Origin of the sequence: Paenibacillus naphthalenovorans, from assembly GCF_900099895.1 — a bacterium.
Classification (GTDB): Bacteria; Bacillota; Bacilli; order Paenibacillales; family NBRC-103111; genus Paenibacillus_G; species Paenibacillus_G naphthalenovorans.
The window spans coordinates 138,534-160,223 of record NZ_FNDY01000006.1 but is presented as its reverse complement, the minus strand read 5'-3'; the positions used below and the strand labels follow the sequence as shown (position 1 = coordinate 160,223).

Here is a 21,690-nt window from a genome sequence, read left to right as displayed (position 1 = left end):
TATTTTATGTGAAAATGTTACGGAAAGGATGGGTTCTTGACCACGATGGCCTTATAAGTAAAAAATGGACCAATGGTACAGGCAACGGCATAGCTTATAGTTGTATAAAAATAAAATGGATTGTATAATTCATATAATGGATTCAATATTTGTTATAACGATGGGGAGGACTATCTTATCATGCGTGATGTCAACGTAAATTCCGTTCGGGCCATCGATCGGGCTATTGATTTATTAAATGTGTTTTCTGTAGAGCACCCCGTTCTAACAATCGATGAGATCGTAGCCAAGACCAAATTGCCGAAAACAACCGCTTATCGAATATTGTATACGCTGGAGCTTCGGGGGCTTATTCAATACGATCAAAAGAACCAAAATTACCGGTTGGGATTAAAATTGTTAGAATATGCCGGTACGCTTACCACTCTCCTTGACGTCAGGCAAGAGGCGGAGGAAATACTTATTAACCTCCAGACTAATACCAAACAAACGGTGATTATGGCGGTCATCGAGCAGGAAACGTTTGTTTATGTTTTTTTACGGGAAAACCCGGTTGGTTTTAAATATTCCTCTTACATCGGACTGCGCCGCCCTATTAATTTTGGAGTTTTGGGACAAGTCATTATGGCCCATTTGACGGAAGATGAGCTTGAGCGTTTATTGCAAAAGCATCCCCTTGTACGAATGACCTCCAAGACCGTCACCGATCTGGACGTGCTTCGCGTCCGGTTCAAAAAAATCAAAGAGGAACGAGTCTATGCGGATATGGAAGAAACGTATGAAGGCGGCATTGCCATCGGTGCGCCTATATATGATGCGGAAGGCAAGCTGATTGCGGCTTTAGCAATTCTTGGACCTGCCGTGCAGTTGGATGGCGACCGGCTGGAGCCGGCAAAATTAATGGTCAAGGAGGCCGCAAGTCAAATATCCTTAAAAATGGGCTTTAAAGAAGCATTCGGCGGGGTCCGGCTTTAAACCTATGATTCGCATGTCCTGTAGGGAAGTCAAAAAACAAAACGGCCCTGCGGGTTCGCGTGTATATTCTTGGCATACACGGCAAATCCCGCAGCGCCGCAAGGTTTAATGCTTAATCGACCCGTGCGGATCGATGACAAATTTCTTGGAAGCCCCTTTATCAAATTCCGAGTAAGCTTGAGGTGCTTGATCCAGCGAAATCAAAGTGGCGTTTACCGCCTTTGCAATCTGTGCTCTACCGTTCAAAATCGACATCATCAATTCTCTATGATACTGCATCACCGGAGTTTGGCCCGTTACAAACGTATGAGCTTTAGCCCACCCCAATCCGAAGCGGATCTTTAACGTTCCGATCTTCGCATCCTCGTCTACGGCCCCCGGATCACCGGTTACATAAAGACCCGGAATGCCAAGTCGGCCTCCTGCACGGGTTACTTCCATAATGGAATTCAATACGGTAGCCGGTGCTTCACCGTGTGCGTGACCATGGCCATGCGCTTCAAAGCCTACGCAGTCAATGGCGCAATCCACTTCGGGAACACCCAAGATTTGTTCGATTTGTTCCCCTACATTGGGATGCTCTTTCAGATTAACCGTTTCACATCCAAAGCTTCGGGCTTGCGCTAATCGTTCGCCGTTCAAATCGCCGACAATGACGACAGCCGCACCCAGCAATTGAGCCGAATGAGCCGCTGCCAAACCCACAGGACCGGCACCTGCTACATAGACTGTAGAACCGGGCTTCACGCCCGCGCTTACGGCACCGTGGTAACCGGTTGGAAAAATATCGGACAGCATCGTCAGATCGAGAATTTTTTCCATCGCCTGGTCTTTATCCGGGAATTTTAAAAGCTGAAAATCGGCATAAGGCACCATTACATATTCCGACTGTCCTCCGACCCAGCCGCCCATATCCACATAGCCATATGCGGAGCCCGGCCGGTCCGGATTCACGTTTTCACAAACGTTGGTATTGCGTTCTTTACAACTGCGGCAGCGGCCGCACGCGATATTGAACGGAACGGAAACGAGATCGCCTTTTTTAATAAACTCAACGTCACGCCCTACTTCGATGACTTCTCCCGTAATTTCATGACCTAAAACAAGACCGCTTGGAGCCGTGGTTCGGCCTCTGACCATATGTTGGTCACTACCGCAAATGTTCGTCGTGACGACTTTCAATATAACCCCATGATCGCATTTTCTGCCCACATTCAGCGGATTCACTCCGGGTCCATCCCGCAATATCAATTCCGGATAACGGATATCCCGAACCTCTACTTTCCCGGGTTCTACATAGACTACCGCACGATTGTCAGCCATGATTCCCATTCTCCTTTACCCTCTTATTTTTTCTCCCAGAATTTAGGTTCCCATTCCACATGCCAGCTTAAATCCGGATCCAGCTTCAGCATAACGGCGCCATCGTTGGTTGTACCTTGATGATCCTCAGGGGTATAGTTTACAACCGCAGTCGTGACGATAAAGTTATTGAATTGAGTTTCCAGCGCATGTTTGACCGCTTCCGGATCATCGCTGCCGGCTTTCTTTATCGCTTCAATAACGGTAAGTATCGAATCGTAGCCAATCGCCGTCACGTGGTCAATCTCCTTGTTGTATTCCTTCTTAAAGTCATCCGCAAATTTGACCATTAACGGCTTCAGCGGATTTTGCTCGCTAAGTCCTTTCCATGCGATAGGGGCAGTACCTGCGAAATACAGCTGCTCCGGAATATAATCTTTGATCGAGTTGGCAAACGCGTAGGAAACCTGGCTAGCATTAAGGATCAGCGGAATATCGAGACCGATTTGCCCTGCATTCTTGATGGCAATAGCCGGTGGCGCACCCGGGCCAACAATTTCAAGCGCCTCAATGCCCGCGCTCTTTAAGCGGGTCAACTGCGGAGTCACATCGATATCCTGCAGCCCCATTCTTTCAATGACATACTCAATGCCGTCTTTCTTGTTCATGGCCTCGATAATCTTTGCCGAAATGTTGCCGCTCGTATCTGTCGTTGCGATCAAACCCACCTTTTTGATTCCCTTCTGTTTATACCATTCATGCGGAATTTCATGAAACGCATCTTGCTTTAAAGAAGTGACGAAGCCAAAACTGTTCCCGGGAGCCGTATACGTGGGGGATAAAGAAAACATAATGACTTTATTCTTATCGGCAACGGACTGGATAGCGCCGGAGGTTTGAGCTGTGCTTGGCCCCAAAATAATCTTGGCGCCGTCCTTTTTAATCAGCTTTTGTGCATTCTGTACCGCTTTCTCCGGATTATTCTCATCATCGTAATAAATCAGCTTCAACTCGCGGCCGTTAATTCCCCCTTCCGCATTCACCTGTTTGGCCACCATGTCAAAAACCTCTTTCATACTTGACCCGAGAAATCCCGCACCTCCGGTCATAGCCATCGTGGACCCCAAGACAATCGGATTCTTCGCATCCGTCTTTGCCGCTTCGCCGGATTTATTCGGAGCCGAAGCCGGACTGCTCGTCTGATTGCCCGCGCAAGCTGCAAGCAGGACGACAACGAATACCATCATAACGGATAGGGTCAAACTCACTTTTCTCAATTTTACTCTCCCCTTTTACTTTATGTATTCGCTTAACCTTAGATTAATGCAAATAGGCCTCCTTAATATCCTCCCTTGCCAGCAATTGTTTAGCGTCCCCTTCCATCATGATTTCCCCGGACTTGATCACATACGCCCGGTTTGAGATCTGCAGTGCCTGAAATATGTTTTGTTCAACTAAAACAATGGTTCGCCCTTCCTTGCCAAGCTTTTGAATCGCTTCAAAAATTTCCTCCACGATCCTGGGAGCCAGGCCCTGGGACGGTTCGTCCAGGATCATCAGCTTCGGCGACATCATCAGGCCTCTGCCGATGGCAACCATCTGCTGCTCCCCGCCGCTCATCGTACCGGCCTTCTGTGTTTTTCTTTCACGCAGCCGGGGGAACATCTCGTAGACCGATTCCATTCTGGCATCCATCTCTTTCTTTGAGCGGGTAAACTTAAACCCGCCCATGATCAAATTGTCCTCCACACTGAGCTCCCGAAATACTCTGCGGTTCTCCGGAACATGGGATATGCCTTCTTTAACTACGGCATGTGCAGGAAGAGACGTGACGTCCTTTTCCCCAAAATACACCTTTCCCGACGTAACCGTTATCCCTCCTGTTATCGCTTTCAAAACCGATGTTTTCCCGGCTCCGTTCGCGCCTAATATACTAACCACCTCTCCTTTTTCAACATGAATCGAGATTCCTTTCAATACGTTCAGCTGATCATATTTCGCATAAATGTCTTTAAGCGCCAGCATGGGCTTTCTCCTTCCCTAAATAAGCCTCGATGACTTTGGGGTCGTTTTGGACGTCTGCGGGGCTGCCTTCGACCAATTTTTGTCCGTAATTTAATACCACGATCTTGTCGGAAATATTCATCACCAGACCCATATGATGCTCAACCAGAAGAATGGATACACCTTCCTTTTTAATGTTCAGAATCAGATCTGACAGCACTTCGGTTTCCATATCATTTAGCCCGGCTGCAGGTTCATCCAGGATCAGCAGGGAGGGTTTGGCTGCAAGCGCACGCCCCAATTCGACAAGACGCTGAATACCGAACGGCAGCTCCGTAACCGGTGTATAGGCAAAGGGTTCGATCCGAAGAAGAGCAAGGATTTCAAAAGTTCTCTCTTCCATCTGTTTCTCGTTGCTTCTTGCTTTTCTCAAGCCGATACCGGCAGAAAATAAACCATGGTCGTATTGATGATGCAAACCCAGCATGACATTTTCCAACACATTCATTTTATGGATTGAAAACAACCGAATATTTTGGAACGTCCTCGCGATTCCCATACCTACAAGCTCATGAGTCCTTCTACTGGCCAGATCCGTATCCTTGAACATAACTCTGCCGCTTGAGAGAGGAAGCACTTGGGTGATTAAATTAAGCAGCGTCGATTTCCCGGCTCCGTTCGGTCCTATAACCGAAACAATTTGCTTTTCCTCCACTTCAAAAGACACATTGGAAACGGCCTTCAAATCACCAAAATGCCTGGATATGCCCTCAACTTGCAGTAAACCCAAATCGTTCACTCCTTCCCCATCGATTCTTGATACACCCTGTTTTCCTTTGGGGTCGTCTTTCTTCCTTTTAACGATAACGATACCTTATCGATCGCCGATTGAACGCCTCCCGGAAGAAAAAGAACAACCAGCAGAAAAATAATCCCCTTGATCAAAATCTCGTAGTCCTCCATCAAGGCTGAGATCTGCGGAATAATTTGAAAAACGAAAGTCCCCGTAATCGGTCCGAGATACGAACCAAGTCCGCCAAGAAAACCCATGATCAACATATTGATCGAATTATGCATACTTACAATGTCCGGAGAAATAAAAACCATATAATGAGCGTAGTATCCGCCGGCTAATGCGCCCAAGGTACAGCCCAGAACAAAGACTTTCATTTTAAATCGGAATACATTGACGCCAAAGGAAGCCGCAGCCCCCTCATCGGAATGGATGGCCTTCATCGCTCTTCCTTCACGGGAATTCGCCAGATTTTTCGTCAGAATGAAGATGATCAGCACCGTAATCCAGATCAGATAAAAATGATCGTGGAACGAATGAAATTGATACGATCCAATAGAAAAGCCCGGAATATTGGCAAGTCCGTTGGGTCCTCCCGTGATTTCACCACCGCTGTTGATTAAAGTGAAGAGTACGACCCCAAGCCCCAATGTCCCCAATGCGAGAAAGTAGCCGGACAATCTTAACAGCGGGAACGCAATAAGAAAGGTAAACATCGCGATCAGGATACAGCTCAGCAGAATCGATAAAAACGGATGCACATTCAAATGAATGGACAGATATGCGGATACATAAGCGCCTAAACCAAAAAAACCCGCATGTCCAAGCGCAATGAGTCCGGCATAGCCCAGAATTAAATTCAGGCCGATCACCGCAATGGCATAAATCCCGGCAATATTGACCGTTTCAAAAAAATACGATTCTCCTAAAAGAAAAGGAGCGATGCTGATAAACAGCACTAAACATGCCAGATCCCAAGAAACCCATTTTTTAGTCACTCTATCCCCTCCTGTCGATTTGTTAACATCACATTAAGAATCAGCCGTTCTTTTTATAGAGTGACTTGACGGATACCAAACCGCTTGGCAGAAACACGAGTAAAACAAGCAGGACGATGAACGAAAACGCGTCTTTTAACAATGAAGAAACAAAGCCGGCGGCATAGGCTTCGAATAGTCCGAGGATTAACCCGCCGATGATAGCCCCTCCATAGCTGCCCAACCCTCCCAGAAGAGCGGCAATAAACGCTTTTATTCCTAACATCGATCCCTGATAATAACTCATCGTAATGAGCGGGCCTGCCAAAATTCCGGCCACAGATCCCATAATGGAACCGATAATAAAAACGACAAGGATCATTCGTTTGACATGAATCCCCATTAATCCGGCCGCATACGGATCTCCCGAGATGGCCGTCAAAGCCCTGCCAAAATAAGTGTTTTTATTCACCCATCTGAAACCAAAATAAATGAGCAGCGACACCGCAATGATCAGAATCGTTTGCGAATCCACATTCGCCGAAAATACGGGGATGGATACACTTTTAAACAAAGCCGGTATCGCAAAGTTATCGCTGCCCCAGACCAGAAACGCGGCACCTTTGAGAATTTCCCCGAACGCAACGGTAACCACAATCATCGTAAGAATATCCGGCTTTTTTAACGGGTTAATGGCCATTTTGACCATGAACCACCCAATCACCGAAGCTAATACGACGGTTAACAATAGACCTACCCAATACGGACTGTTTAACGTCGTGACAAAGGAGTACAAGCTCAAGGCGCCGATCATAGTAAATTCTCCTTGGGCGATATTAAGAATCTTGCTGACATTGAAAATGATCGTGAACCCGAGAGCGATAAGAGCATAAATAAATCCGATGGTGATACCGCTCCAAAAGCTTTGTTGAAATAACATCATCTGTGCGTCCAACCCTATCTTCCCCCTTTCACGTCTTACTCTAAATAAATGATGAATTATAAGAACATGCTGAGATTTTTCAGATTGAGTATCGTTTGATCGGGAATAATCGTTCGGGAACAAATCTTAAACCCATCTCCGGCCTTTCGCAGAACATCCATTCGTTCTCCAAATAGTTGTTCGATTTCGGTTTCAGACGCCCGGCTTCGCATCAATAAAAAGTGACTGCGAACGCTTAGTTCCTGATCCGACTCGCTTTCAACCAGAATATTGGATACGAAATGCCGGGTGCGTGGCGCAGGATTTTCCGCCCATGCCGACGTTGTGCTTAACCTTTTTACGCGCAGGTTTAATGAAGTCTTCGTATCTTCAAAGAAAGTCATGTCATTCACGATGTTGGACCCATCCCTCTCTTCACGGGTAATCCGAACCGGCATCCGGTATACAATATCATCCGCAAGCAGATCCAGCCATTCATTAAAAAGCCTGCGGTCCAGTATAGATGCTTCGCGGGTATAAAAATGAGTCACGCGAAAATACGTTTCCATGTTCATCCTGTTCATCTCCTCCGACTATTCCTTGGTCAACATCTCAAACCAGTAGTCATGATACCCTCTGGTCATAAAATCCACATAGTTGGTTGAATAAGCCACACCCGGCCCTGGAAAGGTTTCATCGGGAGCAACATGGTCATATCCCATTAAATAGTTGGAGAAGTTATTGTAATTCAGCGATTTGTCCCGAACCATGAAGCCTTTGCTGGCCTGCACCACCCGTGCCCATATTTCCGTATCGTCCTGCTCTAACGTTCCCGAAGGGCCAAACGAGCCGATATATCCTTTATAAGCATCTTCCTTGTATTGTTCCGGCGCACTTTGATCAATCAGGAACCATGAAATGACTTCCACTTTATCGGGTCCGAGCGGCCGCCAAACACGCACGTTAAAGTAATTGTATAAATGACCTTCGTTGCCGTGAAGCGGACAGTTAAACGACATATTCGGAAAGCATGTGCCTACAAGCACTTTTACTTTTTCAAACACTTCCAGCTGTTCTTTGGTTAAATTCCGTTCAAACATAGGCCACATTTCTTGCGGCAACCCCTGATATTTAACCGGTCTGGCTTTGGACTTGGGACTGCTTGTGATGACGCAGATCCCGTGTCCGTGGTTACAGGCTACACCATGACCATAGCTTGCATATAACGGATCTTCGGGACTCATGCCAAGCTCAACCGTTGACCGGTGCGAGGTTTGAACATGATAGGGATCTACAAAATTTTCCGATACCATCTTCCAGTTCGCATGAACGACCCAGCGCTGAGGCACGCCCCGCACCTCCATACCTCCATCGCTCCGTCCCAGCATGATATCCAAATACCATCTAAATTCGCCAAGGAATTCCTCCAAAGGCATCGCCTGAGGGTCCAGATTCGCAAAAATCAGGCCTTTATATACCTCTACTCTTGGAATGGGACGGAGTCCCCAGTCTTTCTTATCCATTTCTTCTCCATAAATTTTATCCCCGGCAACAATACCGATCAGGTCGCCGTCAAGGTTATAGGACCACCCATGGTACGGACATGTAAAGCTTTTCTTTTTACCGGCATCGGCCGTACATAAGTGAACTCCCCGATGTGTACAGGAATTCAAAAACGCTTTAATTTCCCCGCCGCCGTTTCGCACCAACAGTACCGGATCATTCACTATCCAACGAGTGACATATTGCCCTGGTTCCCTGATTTCCGATTCATGTCCCAAAAGCTGCCAGGTACGTAAAAAGATCTGCTCCATTTCAATATTGTAAATATCCGGATCGGTCAATACCCATTGGGGAAACAATCCTCGTTCCAGGCTGTTCTCAATGCTTTTCCTTGTCTCTTCATCCAGATGCTTTTTCATGCTTCCCATCCCCCTTGCCCATTTTTTATTTCAGTTTGTAATCGGTTTCAAGATATCCATTTCAAAACTAACGTTCTTGATTTATCGGGACAAACTTTCCGTATAACCAATCGACCACACTGTAGTCATCCGTTTTTCGCTGAGATAATATCGCGTTTCGCAGAAGAATGGCTGTATTGTCCTCCGTATGAAGGATATCGCCAAAGACGCGGGCGGTCTGCTGCACTTTGGCGGCTCTTGGAGCCCGTTCCTGCTGGTAGGCCATAAACGCCTGCTGTATTTGGCTTCCATGCGCTTCGAGTTTCTCGCCTAAAACGAAGGCGTCTTCCAACGCCTGACATGCTCCTTGCGCCAGATACTGCAGCATAGGGTGGCCCGAGTCGCCAAGCAGCACAATCCGTCCTTCCGTCCATGTATGGATCGGCTGTCTGTCGTACAAAGGCCAACGGCGTTGGCGGTGAATAAAGGAAACGGCGTTGAGAACGGACGGACAGCACACGCTGAACCGCTCATCGAGTTCTGCCGTGGTCCCCCAATCGTCGGAGTCTTCCTTGTATTGATAGCTCCTAAAAACGACGACCTGATTGTAAAGCTCCTTCCGGCGTACAGGGTATTGAACCAAATGCAGATTCGGACCGATCCAGCAGACGACGTCATCCAGATTGGCCTCGGGAATCTCAGAGATCGGAATGGTTCCCCGATAAGCTACATAATGCGAACAGACGGCTTTGTCTTCAACAAATAATTTACGCGTTCTGGACCATAGTCCATCGGCGCCGATTACCGCATCGGCCGTGTAAACCGAGCCGTCTCTGCAACTGACCCGGGCCCGGTCCCCCAAATCCTCGACGGACAGCGCCTCTTTGTTGTTCAACAACGTAATCAGATCATGGGAACGACATGCTGCAAGCAGTGCATCCAGCAAATCCGACCGATGCGTCACAATATAGGGATAGCCGTAACGCTGGAGGAAGGCGCCGCCTAAATCCAGGGCGGTCATTTCTTGGCCGGTGATGGCATCCATCAAAACCAGCCTTCGGGGCGCAACCGCTTTTTCCATGACTGTACCCAATACTCCCAGTTTATCCAATACCGCCAGTGCATTAGGCGCAAGCTGCAAGCCTGCACCAACCTCTGCGAATTCCGGAGCCTGCTCCAGCACTTGAACCGGCCGTCCGGTTTTCGCAATGCTTAAAGCTGCCGCCAATCCGCCAATCCCGCCTCCGATAACCATAAAAGGAATGTTGTTTGTTTTTGTCATCTTCGAGTCCTCCATGCATTAAACAGCATCATCTTTAAAATCGACATTCACGCTAAATTCACCAATCCGATCAATGCGGATTCGGACGCAATCTCCCTTGGTAATGGGTCCAACTCCCTCTGGCGTTCCCGTTGTAATGATATCTCCCGGATACAGCGTCATCGCTTGCGAGGCCTTCTCCAAGCAGGTGCAGCAATCCCAGATGATCTCGCTGAGATTGGTGTTCTGCCGCAGCTCCTCATTTACCCACAGCTCCATTTGAAGATGATGCGGGTTGTTGATCTCGTCGGATGTGACAATCCATGGGCCCATCGGCGTAAACGTATCAAACGACTTTCGCCACGTTCTTTCCTCCTCGCCTCGAACCGTAATATCCATTAAGGCAAAATAACCAAATATATATTCCCCCGCTTCAGCAGCGGTGATATTCTTCGCTTCCTTTCCAATAACAAACGCGAGCTCCGCTTCGTGGTCATGCCGCCGGTCCTTGTAAGGCAAAAGGACTGTTTCGCCCGGCCCGATAATGGACGACGGTGCTTTTAGAAATAAACCAAGCTTTTCAATCGTATAGGGAGCGTTGTTAAATTTGGCGTTCATTTCGGATTGATGATTTAAATAATTTACCGGAGCTGCTAAAATTTTGCTTGGCTTCGGTACAGGGGCTTGTAATTTCACTTCTGTTAACGGATAAGAATCGGAATTTGTTAAGGCCAGCTCCAGCTTCGGTTTCCATTCGTTAAAGCTGCAAATCAACCGCTCTAACGATTCTTGAGGATTGTGAGCATTCCAGGAGACAGCTTCCGATACATCGTAGATCCGGTCATTTTGGACAATACCTAAACGATGTTGATTAAATAGGGCAATTTTCAACGGGCAGCGCCTCCACATCCATTTCGTTTATGCTCCATGCACATTCATCGGTTTCATTCATTCGGATTCCTGAACCACGGGGGTAAAGATGCCGGTGATGGGTTGATTTCCGTTATGCTCCTCATAGGGCTGTTCCTTTTCCAGATCCAACATTTCCAGGACAGGACGATCGTTAATCGAGAACAGATAGGCATCCCGGGAGCCTGCATTCACATGCTCGTGCCAGCTCCATGGCGGAAGAACGAAAAAGTCCCCTTTCGACCATTCAAACTTTTGACCGTTAATGACGGTATAACCGGTACCTTCCAACACATGATAGACGGCCGTGTGCACATGACGGTGAGCCTGTGTATGCATGCCGGGCGGCAGCTTTTGCATCGTTGTACCGATGCGCGGATCTGCGGAACCTCCAGTCAAAGGATTGATATAATCCACCGCATAACCGTCAAATGGATCTGCCTCCTGCAATTGGGATAAATGATGCAATGTCCCTTTCGTCTTTTCCCATTTATAAGCCAACAGCGGTGAAGGATAGCCTCGCTTCTTTCTTTCCGTTACCGGCCGATAGGAACCGCCGGCGTATCGGAGCGTAGAACCGTTATCCGGCTTCGTGACAGGTTGAGCGTTATCGGGATGAGGCTCATAGAAGGAACCGGCAAGGTTGCGGACAAGACCAACGTCTAACCCATCCATCCAAATCATGGGTTCCTTTCCTTCATGTCCATGATCGTGCCATGTCCATGACGGCGTTAAAATTAAATCCCCTTGCTCCATATAGGTTTTTTCGCCGTCGACCGCCGTGAAAGCCCCGTCCCCTTCAATAATAAACCGGATCGCGGATTGAGTATGACGGTGTGCCGGCGCCACTTCGCCCGGAAGCAATAATTGAATTCCGGCATATAAGGTGTTGGTGGCATAGCCGATCAAGCCTTTTTTCATAAGGGAGGGATTCTGCAAATAAACGACCCGCCGCTCACTGTCTCTTCCCAGTGGCAGCAGCTCCCCAGACCTCAAAAGATGCTTGTGGATCGTTTGCCATTTCCAAAGATAAGGCTCCACATCGTGGGCCGGCTCTTTGGTCACCATATACCTGAGCTTGGTCCACAGCGGTCCCAACTGATCCTGTTCAAGCTCCTCATAATATTGGTTGAAAATCTCTTCTTCGCTAACGGAATTGGCCACTTGACTCTCCTCCTTTTGAATCCATACAGTGGATTTATAATTCCACATTATGGTTTGTTGCTTAGATTTTAATATAAGCCATTTCTCTTGTCAACGCTTTCATAGAATTTTTTGGAATACATTCGCTTTTCGATGGCCTGTCATACGGTCTGCAAAAACCGGAACAGCACAAAAAAGAGGAGACATTTCATCTCCTCTTCATCCTATGGCGTTCCAGTTACCCGCCGATATGAGACATCTCGACTTTTTTCTTTTTCGTGATTTCAGGCGTATTGGAGAGCCTTTCTTCGGAATAACGGTCCGTCCGGTGACGCCAAAACTCCGTGATCAATTCCCGGATCTCCGGATCGCTCTTACCCTCTCGCAAAGGGGCGCGGAGATCGGTTCCGGCTGAAGCGAACAGACAGCTGTACATCTTCCCTTCCGCGGAAAGCCTTACTCTGGTGCAAGTGGAGCAGAAGGCTTGAGTGACGGAAGAGATTAGGCCGATCTCCCCTTTTCCCTCCAGATAGCGATATCTTGAAGCCACCTCTCCATAATGATTGGGCCCGACCGGTTCTAGCGGCATTTCACGATGGATCCGCTCAACGATATCCCGGCTGGGAAGCACTTGGTCCAGCCGCCATCCATTGGAGTTGCCTACGTCCATATATTCAATAAAACGGAGGATGTGCCCTTGCTCGCGAAAATATCTGGCCATGGGAAGTACATCCTGATCGTTCGTCCCCTTTTGAACCACCATATTCACTTTAATTTGCAAGCCTGCAGCGGCGGCCGCTTCAATTCCTTCAAGAACGTGGGATACCTTGAATCCCCGGCCGTTCATTTGGCCAAACCGGTCATCATCCAGGCTGTCAAGACTTACCGTAACCCGGTGCAGCCCCGCTTCCTTCAAAGCTTTCGCGTGCTTGGCCAGTAAAGAGCCGTTGGTTGTCATGGCGATGTCTTTGACTCTGCCGACCTTGCTGATCATGTGAATGAATGTTGGAAGATCCCTGCGCATCAGCGGCTCCCCGCCGGTAATGCGCACCTTCTCCACACCCAGAGAAACGAAAATCCGGGTCAGTCTGGTCAGCTCCTCGAAGGTGAGAAGCTTCTCCTTGGGTAGAAATTTGTAATCGGACCCGAATATTTCTTCGGGCATACAATACCGACAGCGGAAATTGCATTGATCCGTAACGGATATGCGCAAGTCACGGAGGGGGCGTTGTAGCTTGTCGACAATTGAATGGGTTGGTTTCTGCATGCGCTAATCACTCCCTCAACGAGCGAAATTAATTCTCGTAAACGATCTGTCCGGACTCCCGGCAGCTGTACCCTCCCAAGGATTCCATTTCTTTTTTAAACGACTCGGATCGAATCGCTTGTAACAGGGTCTCCCCCTCTAGACTATAGTAAAAATGCTTGCTCATCAAGAGATCATAACGTTCTTCCGATACAGGGATAAAATCAAGGTCCATCGCCTGGGCCGCAGAATAAATACCCAGACCGACATCCGCCGCGCCACCCGCCACTGCCGCCGCAACGCTGAGGTGATTGATGGCTTCCCTGTCATATCCATATATGGTATTCCGGTCGATGCCTTCTTGTTTTAGCAGGTAGTCAAATAAAATCCTGGTGCCGGCCCCCCGCTGCCGGTTCATATAAGTCAGCTGGGACTTGCCAATATCTGCGGCAGACCTGATCCCCAAAGGGTTCCCTTTCGGAACGATCCAGCCTTGTTCGCGATAAACCAGCTGAACCAGAACGACCTCATGGCCTTTCAGGTACTTTTCAATATAAGGAATATTGTAGCTTCCCGTTTCCTCGTCGAATAAATGAACACCGGCCGCATGGGCCTCCCCTTTTTGGATCGCGAGGATTCCGCTCAAACTGCCGACATGAGACGAAACCAGAAAACGATCGGGGTATGTCTTCCGCAGCAGGGTATGCAGAACGTCCACGGACAAATCATGGCTGCCGGTAATCACGATCGTACGGTCGATCTGTTCTTTAGGGCGGTACAGCTCAAGCTCTACCATCTCTCCCTGCTCATAGCCCATATGTCCAGCCGGAATGCGAAGCAAGCCGTCCGCACGCACCATCGACATTGTAACTCCAGCCGCGCGGGTCAAAGGATTGGCAATATAGGCTCCATCAATACAGCCTACCGTCATGCGGACAAAGTCGTCGGCTCCCGCATCGGATACGATTCTTCTTCCGAGCTTCACCTGAAGAAGATTGCGCTTCGGCTCGATCAGACCGTAATAATGATGGACCAAAGGACGCGCAAACCATTCCAACGACAGATAGGCCGAAACCGGATACCCCGGCACGCCGATCACCGGTTTCCCGTTCACAACGCCTGTAATCGTAGGCTTTCCGGGTCTCGTGGCCACTCCATGAGTAAAGACCCGGCCTAATTCAGAGATGACATGAACGGTATAATCCTCCGTTCCCGCAGAAGAGCCCGCATTCAGAATAACGATATCGGCCAGCCGGGTCGCTTCCAGCACTTTATCTTTAATTGTATCATACTCATCCTTAACGATACCGAGATAAATCGGCTCCGCACCCCATTCCTTCAGATACGAGGCAAACACGGTTCCGTTAAACTCCACAATCTCTCCGCGTCCTACCGCATCGCGCGGCTCGATGAGCTCGGTGCCTGTGGGAATGATCGCCACCTTCGGCCTGCACAGCACGGCAACCTCGACCCTTCCGCCTGCCAGAATCGCCCCCAAGTCCACCGCACGCAGGGCATGATGAGCCGGAACGATCATTTCCCCCACCACGACATCCTCCCCTATAGGACGGATATGCTGCCAAGGGGCTACCGGTTCCAAAATTTCTATCGTATCCTCGTCCACCTGATGAATATGCTCAATCATGATCACGGCATCGAACCCGGGCGGGATCGGATCGCCTGTATCCACGATTTCATAATCAACACCCCGCTTCAGTCGAACGGGATTTTGTTCATCCGCCCCATAGGTTTTTGCCGCCGCAACGGCGACTCCATCCATGGCAGAAGCATTGTAATTCGGCATCGATACCTTGGCATACACAGGATCGGCCGTGATTCTGCCTAAAGCCTCGGTCGTTCGGACCCATTCCACCTTTCTGTCAAACGTGATTTTCTCCAGAAATTCACGCTGGGCGTCCTGCAGCGGAGTGTCTTCCAAGTAGATTTTTCGCATGGTATACCCCTTCCAAAGCCTTCTGCATTCATTTATTTCATTTGCCGCTACGGTCAGATCTCCTTGCCAAACAGCTTGATCTTTACATGATCTCCTTCCAAAATGCCTTCTTTATTCGCTGAAATTTCCATAATACCGTCGCTTTCGACCATAGTCGTAACCAAACCCGACTTGCCGAAGACAGGTACCGCCCACAGCCCGTCCTCGCGCTCCTCCAGACGAACCCGAATATAATCGCTCCGTCCTACGGCGGAAGGAACATTACGGGATATGCGCGCCTTAAACCGCTTATCAAAGGCATCTTTCGATTCGCCCTGAAGCTGCTTCAGGATAGGGACGCCGAGTAAATCCAGCATGATAAGTGCGGATACGGGATGTCCGGGCAATCCCATGACAGGTTTTCCCTGCGATTTTCCAATAATTGTCGGTTTTCCCGGCTTTGTAGCCACACCATGTACCAGCACGCCCGGTTCACCCAGCGCCTCAATGACTTGAACGGTGAAATCTCTTGTTCCCACCGAGCTTCCTCCCGACAAAAGAAGAAAATCCACCTTGCCGAAGAGGGCACGCGCACGGGCCAAAAACTCCTCATACTCATCCTGCACTATGCCGCCATAAATCACTTCGGCCCCAAGCTGCATAAGCCGGGAACCTATCATCACACTGTTGATATCACGGATCTCTCCCGGGGAAAGCTCCGTTTTGTCCGGAGGAACAATCTCATCGCCGGTGGAGAGAATCCCGACGACCGGGATGGAGGCGACCGCCACCTCCGTTATGCCTATGGCCGCTAACAAGCCCAAATCCTGCGGACGAAGCCGTATCCCCTTGTGAAGGACATGCTCCCCTATCTCTACGTCGTCGCCGGCCCGGATCACATTTTCCCCCGGAGCGACCTGACGGTAGACATTAAGCAGGTCGCCCACCTCTTCCACATGCTCAATCATCACGATGCTGTCAGCGCCCTCCGGCAGCATCCCCCCTGTAGGAATATATTGAGCCTGCCCTTCCAGAAGCGGAATCTCCGCTCTCTTGCCCATTTGAATTTTTCCCGTAATATCCAGAAAAGCGGGCATGGACTCCGATGCGCCATAGGTTGTTTTCGCCTGAACCGCATAGCCGTCTACCGTAGATCTGGCAAAGGGCGGAACCTGTTCCCTGGAATATACATCCTCGGCAAGGACACGGCCCACCGCCTCCCGGATCGAAACCCGAACAGGTTCGTGAATGGGAGCAAAATGCGTTTCGATGATGTTCACTGTTTCGTCTACGGTTTTTACATTGAAGAATTTCATGCGCTCCTCCTGCGGCTAAAAATGGGATCAACTCTGCATCTACACAAAAAGGAAATAAATCCATTATAATGAAAGATAACAAAAGAAGGGAGCTGTCCATATGAAGGTCAAGCTGTTTGCCAATTTCCGTGAAATTTGCCTGGACAAGGTCGTGGAAGTACCCTCTCCTGACGGAAGCTCTGTCATTCAGGTGCTCGAGGATTTAATCAAGCTTTATCCCGCCATGGATGATGAGGTATTTGATCATGAGCGGAAGCTCAAGCCCTTCGTCCATGTGTTTATTAACGGTAGAAACATCATTCATTTGGACGGATTGAATACTCCCGTCAGCGGGGAAGACCAATTCGCTCTCTTTCCCCCTGTAGCCGGAGGATAATCGATGACGGCAGAGCGGACATTGGAATTTCGCGGCATTCCTCTAGAGCATCTGAAGACTTATTTGATAGAACTGGGGGCGGCAAAACAGACCTTTGAATTTCCTTTTGTTTTTCAAGGACCCGATTGGCAGGCACACATTCTAAGCGAAAATCAACTCCGATTTACACCCGTATTCATCGTAAATGCCGTCTTTATCCGTTTTGAAGCATCGTCCCAGGAAGCTCTTCAACAAGTCATTGCAGCCTTCCGCCGAAAAACATTCAGGGCAGGAGGGTAAAGAAAAGGTGGAATCCGGATTCCACCTTTTTTTATGCTTGTTTAGTTTAGATGATTTGCAATTCTTTCAGCTTTTCCTCCGGAACGACTCCGTCCCTCCAACCGCGAACCTGGTAATACTCATCAAGCATGATATCCATCCGGCTTACCGAGCCCGCGCTGTTCCCGGTGGCAGGCTCTTGCGTAAAGCGTTTAGGCAAGTAATCGTCCTCACGCTTGTTAAAGCCGGCGAGATTGTTATAGTAACGCTCCAGATTGTAGATTCTCTCCCCGATTTTCAATACATCGTCGCCCGTAATGTCAGCACCTGTCATCGCAGAGTACTGCTGCGCATAGTGATCGGCATTTTCGGAGAAGGAGGAGAATTTACATACGTTCATCGAATCCGAGAAGGAGTGAAGATCCTGGAATATTTTCAGCAGCGCCCCTTTTCCTTCCGCTACAAGCCGGTCCGTAGGCTCCGGAATTCCCGCAATTTCACTGGCTACGGTGTAGCCGCGCAGGTGACAGGCTCCGCGGTTGCTTGTGGCAAAGCCAAGACCGATCCCTTGAATGCCGCGGGGATCATAGGCCGGAATCGATTGCCCCTTGACGGCCATTGCCAGGTTCGGATCGCCGAACTTCGCAGCTGCACGGGCAGGCCCTTCGGCCAGGATATCGCCAATGCCTTGGCGGAATACCATCTGCTCTACCAGCTCAATCATCCGATCCGCATCGCCCCAGGAAATATTCTCAGAGATAAGCCCCCGTTCAGCGGCTTCCATGGTCACGGAAAGTACATTCCCCAGCTCGATGGTATCCATGCCGTATTCATTACACATATTGATCATGTAAGAGATCGCTGCCGCATCGCTCAATCCGCAGTTCGCGCCCAGCGCCCAGCCCGATTCATACTCGAAGCTTTCGACCTTTGTCTTGTACTTGCCTTCCTTGACCTCCACTTCCTTCTTACAGGCCACGGGACAGGCGTGACAGGTATTGTCCGCCACGAGCAAAGTCGAATTGACCGTTTCCCCGCTGTGGCCTTCCGCAGCATCCCAATTCGTATATTTGGAGTTCATGGTCGGCAATGCCCCGACTTCATTAATCAGGCTCGTAAGCACGTTGGTGCCGTATACGGAAAGTCCGCCCTTCCTGGGAGCGGTAAGCCCGCCTTCCATCACCGCCTTGAGCCCGCTCTGATTCGCTTTCTTATAATCATCGTCCTTGGCCGGAACGGGCATATTTCCTTTCTGTTCGGCCTTGATCACAATCGCTTTCAAATTTTTGTAGCCTGCGACAGCCCCTGTTCCCCCGCGTCCCGCCGCACGGTCGTTTTCGTTCATGAAGCCGGCATAGCGCACGAGGTTTTCTCCGGCCTGCCCGATACACATGACGCTCAGATTTTCTTTTCCGTATCGGTCTTTCATCACCTGAATCGTATGCCGCGTCCCTTTACCCCATACGTCGCTGGCATCCCGCAACTCGGCTTGACCGTTCTCAATGTACAGGTAGACCGGTTTTGCGCTCTTCCCCGTAAAAATAATATTGTCGACCCCGGACCATTTCAGCCTCGCCGCCGTCCATCCTCCCATATGGGAATCGGTAACGGTACCCGTAAGCGGAGATTTGGTAACGACGCATAATCTGCCGCTCATTACCGTTCTTGAGCCGGATACGGGGCCCGTCATAATACAGAGCATATTTTCGGAAGACAGCGCTTCCACCTGGGGCCCGTTATCCAGCAGATATTTTACTCCAAGCCCCCGGCCTCCGATAAATTTCCTTGCCAGCTCCTCATTAATCTCCCTGTAGCTGACGGTTCCGGATGTTAAATCGACCACTACTTCTTTGTTCTTGAACCCGCCTAAGTTCATGCCGCTCGCCTCCTATTCTAATAAAAACAAATTTTCATTAATATTCATACTATTTCGACATATATTAAATAGTTCCTCCTTTTTTTGCCAATGAATTGATCAAAAAAGATTGCTATGAAAGTAACTTCGTAATACATTATATTTTGAAAGCGTTTATTTTATGAAAATTCACTGTGAAGGAGAAGGGTAGCATGCTATCTAACAGAAAAATTCCGGCGTTTTCTTATTTCTTTATTTCCCTGCTCCTGTTGGGCGTAATTACAGGCTGCGGCAGCCCTGTACAAGAAGCAGCTACCACGACCGCATCCGAAGAAAAAAGATCCATTACACTGGCCACAACGACCAGCACTCAAGACTCAGGTCTATTGGATTCCCTTCTTCCGGCATTCGAGCAAAAATCCGGTATTCAGGTCAAGGTCGTCGCCGTAGGTACAGGACAAGCGATTCAATTAGGGAAGGACGGCAACGCCGACGTTCTCCTCGTTCATGCCAGACCTTCGGAGGATGAATTTGTAGCCTCGGGCTTCGGCATCAATGCTTATGATGTAATGGTGAACCAGTTTCTGATTGTCGGACCCCAAGACGACCCTGCGGGCATTAAAGGAATGGCGACGGCGCCCGAGGCGTTTAAAACGATAGCCGAGAAAAAAGCGGCCTTCATCTCTCGCGGAGATGATTCGGGAACCCACAAAAAGGAGCTGTCCATCTGGGAAGCCGCAGGTCTCAAGCCTGAAGGACCATGGTATTTATCGGCCGGCCAAGGCATGGGGGCGACGCTCCAAATGGCGGATGAAAAGAATGCTTATACACTGACGGATGAAGCGACTTACTTGTCCCGCAAAGGAGATCTTGATCTTGTCGTTTTGAAGGAAGGAGATGCTTCCCTTCTCAATCCTTATGGCGTGATCCAGGTCAAATCTACCGAAAAAGCCAAAGAGGCGGAACAGTTCATTCAATTTTTGACAGGCGATGAAGGCCAAAAGATGATTGAAGAGTTCGGGAAGGCCGAGTATGGGAAAGGATTGTTTGTCCCCGGCGCCAAAAAAAGATAAGAAAAAGGGAGTGTAGGGAATCTTTAGCTTACATGTTCTTGAAATTATAGGATTATCCATCCGGGTTTCCACCCTGGCCATCCTCATCGGGATGCTCATCGGCATCCCTTGCGGCGCTTTTCTGGGACTTTATTCCTTTCCCGGAAAACGCTTGATTGTCATTCTGGTTTTTACGTTCATGGGACTTCCTCCTGTTCTTACCGGCGTGATTGTGTATTTCTTGCTGTCCAAATACGGCCTGCTCGGTTTTCTTCAGCTGCTGTTCACTCCGGAGGCGATGGTCATCGCACAGAGCATCCTGGTTGCTCCGATCATTACGGGGTTGACCATGTCTGCCGTTCAGGCGCGGGAAAGAACGTATTGGGAAACGGCCAAAAGCCTCGGAGCCTCCCCTTTCCAGCTGGTATGGACGATCCTCAGGGAAGCCCGAAGCGGAATAGGGTCGGGAATATCCACGGCCTACGGCCGTGCGATATCGGAAGTCGGCGCGGTCATGCTTGTCGGCGGGAACATCGAGCATGAGACCCGGGTGATGACCACGGCCATTATTCTGGAGACCCGTAAGGGGAATTACGATGTCGCCTTGCAAATCGGTATGGTCCTTCTGCTGATCAGCTTTATTTTTAACAGCTTTCTCGTTGCAGGCGCGCTGCGGAACTTAAACGACAGGAGGGACCGGTCCCGATGAAGCCCATTGAAGTCGAGCATCTTACCGTTGCTGCCGGCGATCGGATGCTGTTGTCCATCCCCCATGCCGCCTTTGATGAAGGCGCCGTTTATGGCATTGTAGGTCCCAGCGGCGCAGGCAAGAGCACCTTTTTGCGCGTATTGAACTTTCTGGAGAAGCCTCAATCGGGCAGCTTATTTTTTTCCGGGCACCGGGTGGATTTAACTTCCCTTTCCCATTCGGGAGGGCTTCATTTGCAAAGGCAAATGGCGTTTGTCGCGCAAAAGCCCGTCATGTTTCAGACCACGGTTTTTGAGAATGTAGCGTTGGGGTTAAGCTATAGAGGCGTTCCCCGCAGCGAGAAAGCGCGGCTGGTCATGGAAGCCTTGAGGCTGGTCGGTCTCGAAGCCGCGGAGGGACGTAAAGCGGCATCCCTGTCGGGAGGCGAAGCCCAGAGAATTGCACTGGCGCGGGCGCTTGTCCTGCAGCCCAAGCTCCTGCTTTTGGATGAGCCTACCTCCAATCTCGACCCGCCGAACGTATTGATCATTGAACAGATCATTACCCGGATTCGCCGGGAAAGCCCGATGACGATCCTCATGGTTACCCACCATTTGCAGCAGGCCAGACGCCTGTCCGACCGGTGCCTGTTCCTTTATCAGGGACGGATCGTGGAACAAAACGATACGCAAGCCTTTTTTGAATCCCCCCAAAGCGAAGCCCTTCAGGATTTTATCAGCGGCAAAATGATCTATTAACCCTTGCAGGGGTAGAGGAGG

Annotated in this window: 21 protein-coding genes; 6 read left to right on the top strand and 15 right to left on the bottom strand. The window is 49.4% G+C overall.

Annotated features, from left to right (window positions below):
* The first annotated feature begins 180 nt into the window (after positions 1-180).
* Positions 181-975 (top strand): IclR family transcriptional regulator, encoded by a 795-nt coding sequence (locus BLT35_RS08525; protein WP_062409055.1) that lies wholly within the window; start codon positions 181-183, stop codon positions 973-975.
* Positions 976-1,080: 105 nt separating this feature from the next.
* Here BLT35_RS08525 and fdhA read toward each other — a convergent pair whose 3' ends face one another.
* The 14 genes from fdhA to BLT35_RS08455 all read right to left on the bottom strand — a co-directional run bounded on the left by fdhA (position 1,081) and on the right by BLT35_RS08455 (position 16,682).
* Positions 1,081-2,298, bottom strand: coding sequence for a formaldehyde dehydrogenase, glutathione-independent (gene fdhA / locus BLT35_RS08520; protein ID WP_054817940.1), 1,218 nt, complete (start codon positions 2,296-2,298; stop codon positions 1,081-1,083).
* Positions 2,299-2,321: 23 nt separating this feature from the next.
* Positions 2,322-3,545 (bottom strand): ABC transporter substrate-binding protein, encoded by a 1,224-nt coding sequence (locus BLT35_RS08515; protein WP_235594344.1) that lies wholly within the window; start codon positions 3,543-3,545, stop codon positions 2,322-2,324.
* 52 nt (positions 3,546-3,597) lie between these two features.
* Positions 3,598-4,302 carry an ABC transporter ATP-binding protein gene (locus tag BLT35_RS08510; RefSeq protein WP_054817887.1) on the bottom strand — a complete coding sequence of 235 codons (705 nt, stop codon included), beginning with the start codon at positions 4,300-4,302 and terminating at the stop codon, positions 3,598-3,600.
* Positions 4,289-5,071: an ABC transporter ATP-binding protein gene (locus tag BLT35_RS08505; protein WP_083351239.1), complete on the bottom strand. Its 783-nt coding sequence runs from the start codon at positions 5,069-5,071 to the stop codon at positions 4,289-4,291. Before BLT35_RS08505 ends, BLT35_RS08510 begins: the two co-directional genes overlap by 14 nt.
* Positions 5,072-5,076: 5 nt before the next feature.
* The gene (locus tag BLT35_RS08500) at positions 5,077-6,072 is read right to left on the bottom strand and encodes a branched-chain amino acid ABC transporter permease (RefSeq protein WP_062409059.1); all 996 of its coding nucleotides are present in this window, start codon (positions 6,070-6,072) and stop codon (positions 5,077-5,079) included.
* A 40-nt stretch (positions 6,073-6,112) separates the two neighbouring features.
* The gene (locus BLT35_RS08495) at positions 6,113-7,006 is read right to left on the bottom strand and encodes a branched-chain amino acid ABC transporter permease (RefSeq protein WP_062409060.1); all 894 of its coding nucleotides are present in this window, start codon (positions 7,004-7,006) and stop codon (positions 6,113-6,115) included.
* Positions 7,007-7,050: 44 nt separating this feature from the next.
* Positions 7,051-7,548, bottom strand: coding sequence for an aromatic-ring-hydroxylating dioxygenase subunit beta (locus tag BLT35_RS08490; RefSeq protein WP_062409061.1), 498 nt, complete (start codon positions 7,546-7,548; stop codon positions 7,051-7,053).
* A gap of 18 nt (positions 7,549-7,566) precedes the next feature.
* Positions 7,567-8,895, bottom strand: coding sequence for an aromatic ring-hydroxylating oxygenase subunit alpha (locus BLT35_RS08485; RefSeq protein ID WP_062409062.1), 1,329 nt, complete (start codon positions 8,893-8,895; stop codon positions 7,567-7,569).
* A gap of 67 nt (positions 8,896-8,962) precedes the next feature.
* Positions 8,963-10,156 (bottom strand): FAD-dependent monooxygenase, encoded by a 1,194-nt coding sequence (locus BLT35_RS08480; RefSeq protein WP_074727527.1) that lies wholly within the window; start codon positions 10,154-10,156, stop codon positions 8,963-8,965.
* Between the two features lie 18 nt (positions 10,157-10,174).
* Positions 10,175-11,026: a fumarylacetoacetate hydrolase family protein gene (locus BLT35_RS08475; protein WP_074727526.1), complete on the bottom strand. Its 852-nt coding sequence runs from the start codon at positions 11,024-11,026 to the stop codon at positions 10,175-10,177.
* A gap of 57 nt (positions 11,027-11,083) precedes the next feature.
* A complete protein-coding gene (locus tag BLT35_RS08470; protein WP_062409065.1) occupies positions 11,084-12,208 on the bottom strand; it encodes a cupin domain-containing protein in 1,125 nt (374 codons plus the stop codon).
* Positions 12,209-12,425: 217 nt separating this feature from the next.
* Positions 12,426-13,454, bottom strand: a complete 1,029-nt coding sequence (gene moaA, locus BLT35_RS08465) for a GTP 3',8-cyclase MoaA (RefSeq protein WP_074727525.1) — start codon at positions 13,452-13,454, stop codon at positions 12,426-12,428.
* Positions 13,455-13,482: 28 nt separating this feature from the next.
* Positions 13,483-15,387: a molybdopterin biosynthesis protein gene (locus BLT35_RS08460; RefSeq protein ID WP_074727524.1), complete on the bottom strand. Its 1,905-nt coding sequence runs from the start codon at positions 15,385-15,387 to the stop codon at positions 13,483-13,485.
* Positions 15,388-15,440: 53 nt separating this feature from the next.
* Positions 15,441-16,682: a molybdopterin molybdotransferase MoeA gene (locus BLT35_RS08455; protein ID WP_074727523.1), complete on the bottom strand. Its 1,242-nt coding sequence runs from the start codon at positions 16,680-16,682 to the stop codon at positions 15,441-15,443.
* 100 nt (positions 16,683-16,782) lie between these two features.
* Here BLT35_RS08455 and BLT35_RS08450 point away from each other — a divergent pair, with 100 nt between their 5' ends.
* Complete coding sequence (locus tag BLT35_RS08450; RefSeq protein WP_054817882.1) at positions 16,783-17,058, top strand: ubiquitin-like small modifier protein 1; 276 nt, start codon at positions 16,783-16,785, stop codon at positions 17,056-17,058.
* Between the two features lie 3 nt (positions 17,059-17,061).
* A complete protein-coding gene (locus tag BLT35_RS08445) occupies positions 17,062-17,337 on the top strand; it encodes a MoaD-like domain-containing protein (RefSeq protein ID WP_062409069.1) in 276 nt (91 codons plus the stop codon).
* 46 nt (positions 17,338-17,383) lie between these two features.
* Here BLT35_RS08445 and BLT35_RS08440 read toward each other — a convergent pair whose 3' ends face one another.
* On the bottom strand, positions 17,384-19,192 hold the full coding sequence (locus BLT35_RS08440; RefSeq protein WP_062409070.1) for an aldehyde ferredoxin oxidoreductase family protein: 1,809 nt from the start codon (positions 19,190-19,192) through the stop codon (positions 17,384-17,386).
* Positions 19,193-19,383: 191 nt separating this feature from the next.
* On the opposite strand from BLT35_RS08440, the gene BLT35_RS08435 reads away from it, so the two are divergent.
* From BLT35_RS08435 to BLT35_RS08425, 3 genes are read left to right on the top strand one after another with little or no spacing between them, the layout of a single operon-like run.
* Entirely contained in the window at positions 19,384-20,244 is an 861-nt protein-coding gene (locus BLT35_RS08435; protein ID WP_062409071.1) for an ABC transporter substrate-binding protein, read from the top strand.
* A gap of 19 nt (positions 20,245-20,263) precedes the next feature.
* A complete protein-coding gene (locus BLT35_RS08430; RefSeq protein WP_074727522.1) occupies positions 20,264-20,932 on the top strand; it encodes an ABC transporter permease in 669 nt (222 codons plus the stop codon).
* Positions 20,929-21,669, top strand: coding sequence for an ATP-binding cassette domain-containing protein (locus tag BLT35_RS08425; RefSeq protein ID WP_062409073.1), 741 nt, complete (start codon positions 20,929-20,931; stop codon positions 21,667-21,669). The genes BLT35_RS08430 and BLT35_RS08425 overlap by 4 nt, the downstream gene beginning before the upstream one ends.
* Positions 21,670-21,690 lie beyond the last annotated feature (21 nt).

Coding starts and splice junctions, on each gene's coding strand:
- BLT35_RS08525 (WP_062409055.1), top strand. CDS start 181: ATGCGTGATGTCAACGTAAATTCCGTTCGGGCCATCGATCGGGCTATT.
- fdhA (WP_054817940.1), bottom strand. CDS start 2,298: ATGGCTGACAATCGTGCGGTAGTCTATGTAGAACCCGGGAAAGTAGAG.
- BLT35_RS08510 (WP_054817887.1), bottom strand. CDS start 4,302: ATGCTGGCGCTTAAAGACATTTATGCGAAATATGATCAGCTGAACGTA.
- BLT35_RS08490 (WP_062409061.1), bottom strand. CDS start 7,548: ATGAACATGGAAACGTATTTTCGCGTGACTCATTTTTATACCCGCGAA.
- BLT35_RS08485 (WP_062409062.1), bottom strand. CDS start 8,895: ATGAAAAAGCATCTGGATGAAGAGACAAGGAAAAGCATTGAGAACAGC.
- BLT35_RS08480 (WP_074727527.1), bottom strand. CDS start 10,156: ATGACAAAAACAAACAACATTCCTTTTATGGTTATCGGAGGCGGGATT.
- moaA (WP_074727525.1), bottom strand. CDS start 13,454: ATGCAGAAACCAACCCATTCAATTGTCGACAAGCTACAACGCCCCCTC.
- BLT35_RS08460 (WP_074727524.1), bottom strand. CDS start 15,387: ATGCGAAAAATCTACTTGGAAGACACTCCGCTGCAGGACGCCCAGCGT.
- BLT35_RS08455 (WP_074727523.1), bottom strand. CDS start 16,682: ATGAAATTCTTCAATGTAAAAACCGTAGACGAAACAGTGAACATCATC.
- BLT35_RS08450 (WP_054817882.1), top strand. CDS start 16,783: ATGAAGGTCAAGCTGTTTGCCAATTTCCGTGAAATTTGCCTGGACAAG.
- BLT35_RS08445 (WP_062409069.1), top strand. CDS start 17,062: ATGACGGCAGAGCGGACATTGGAATTTCGCGGCATTCCTCTAGAGCAT.
- BLT35_RS08440 (WP_062409070.1), bottom strand. CDS start 19,192: ATGAACTTAGGCGGGTTCAAGAACAAAGAAGTAGTGGTCGATTTAACA.
- BLT35_RS08435 (WP_062409071.1), top strand. CDS start 19,384: ATGCTATCTAACAGAAAAATTCCGGCGTTTTCTTATTTCTTTATTTCC.
- BLT35_RS08425 (WP_062409073.1), top strand. CDS start 20,929: ATGAAGCCCATTGAAGTCGAGCATCTTACCGTTGCTGCCGGCGATCGG.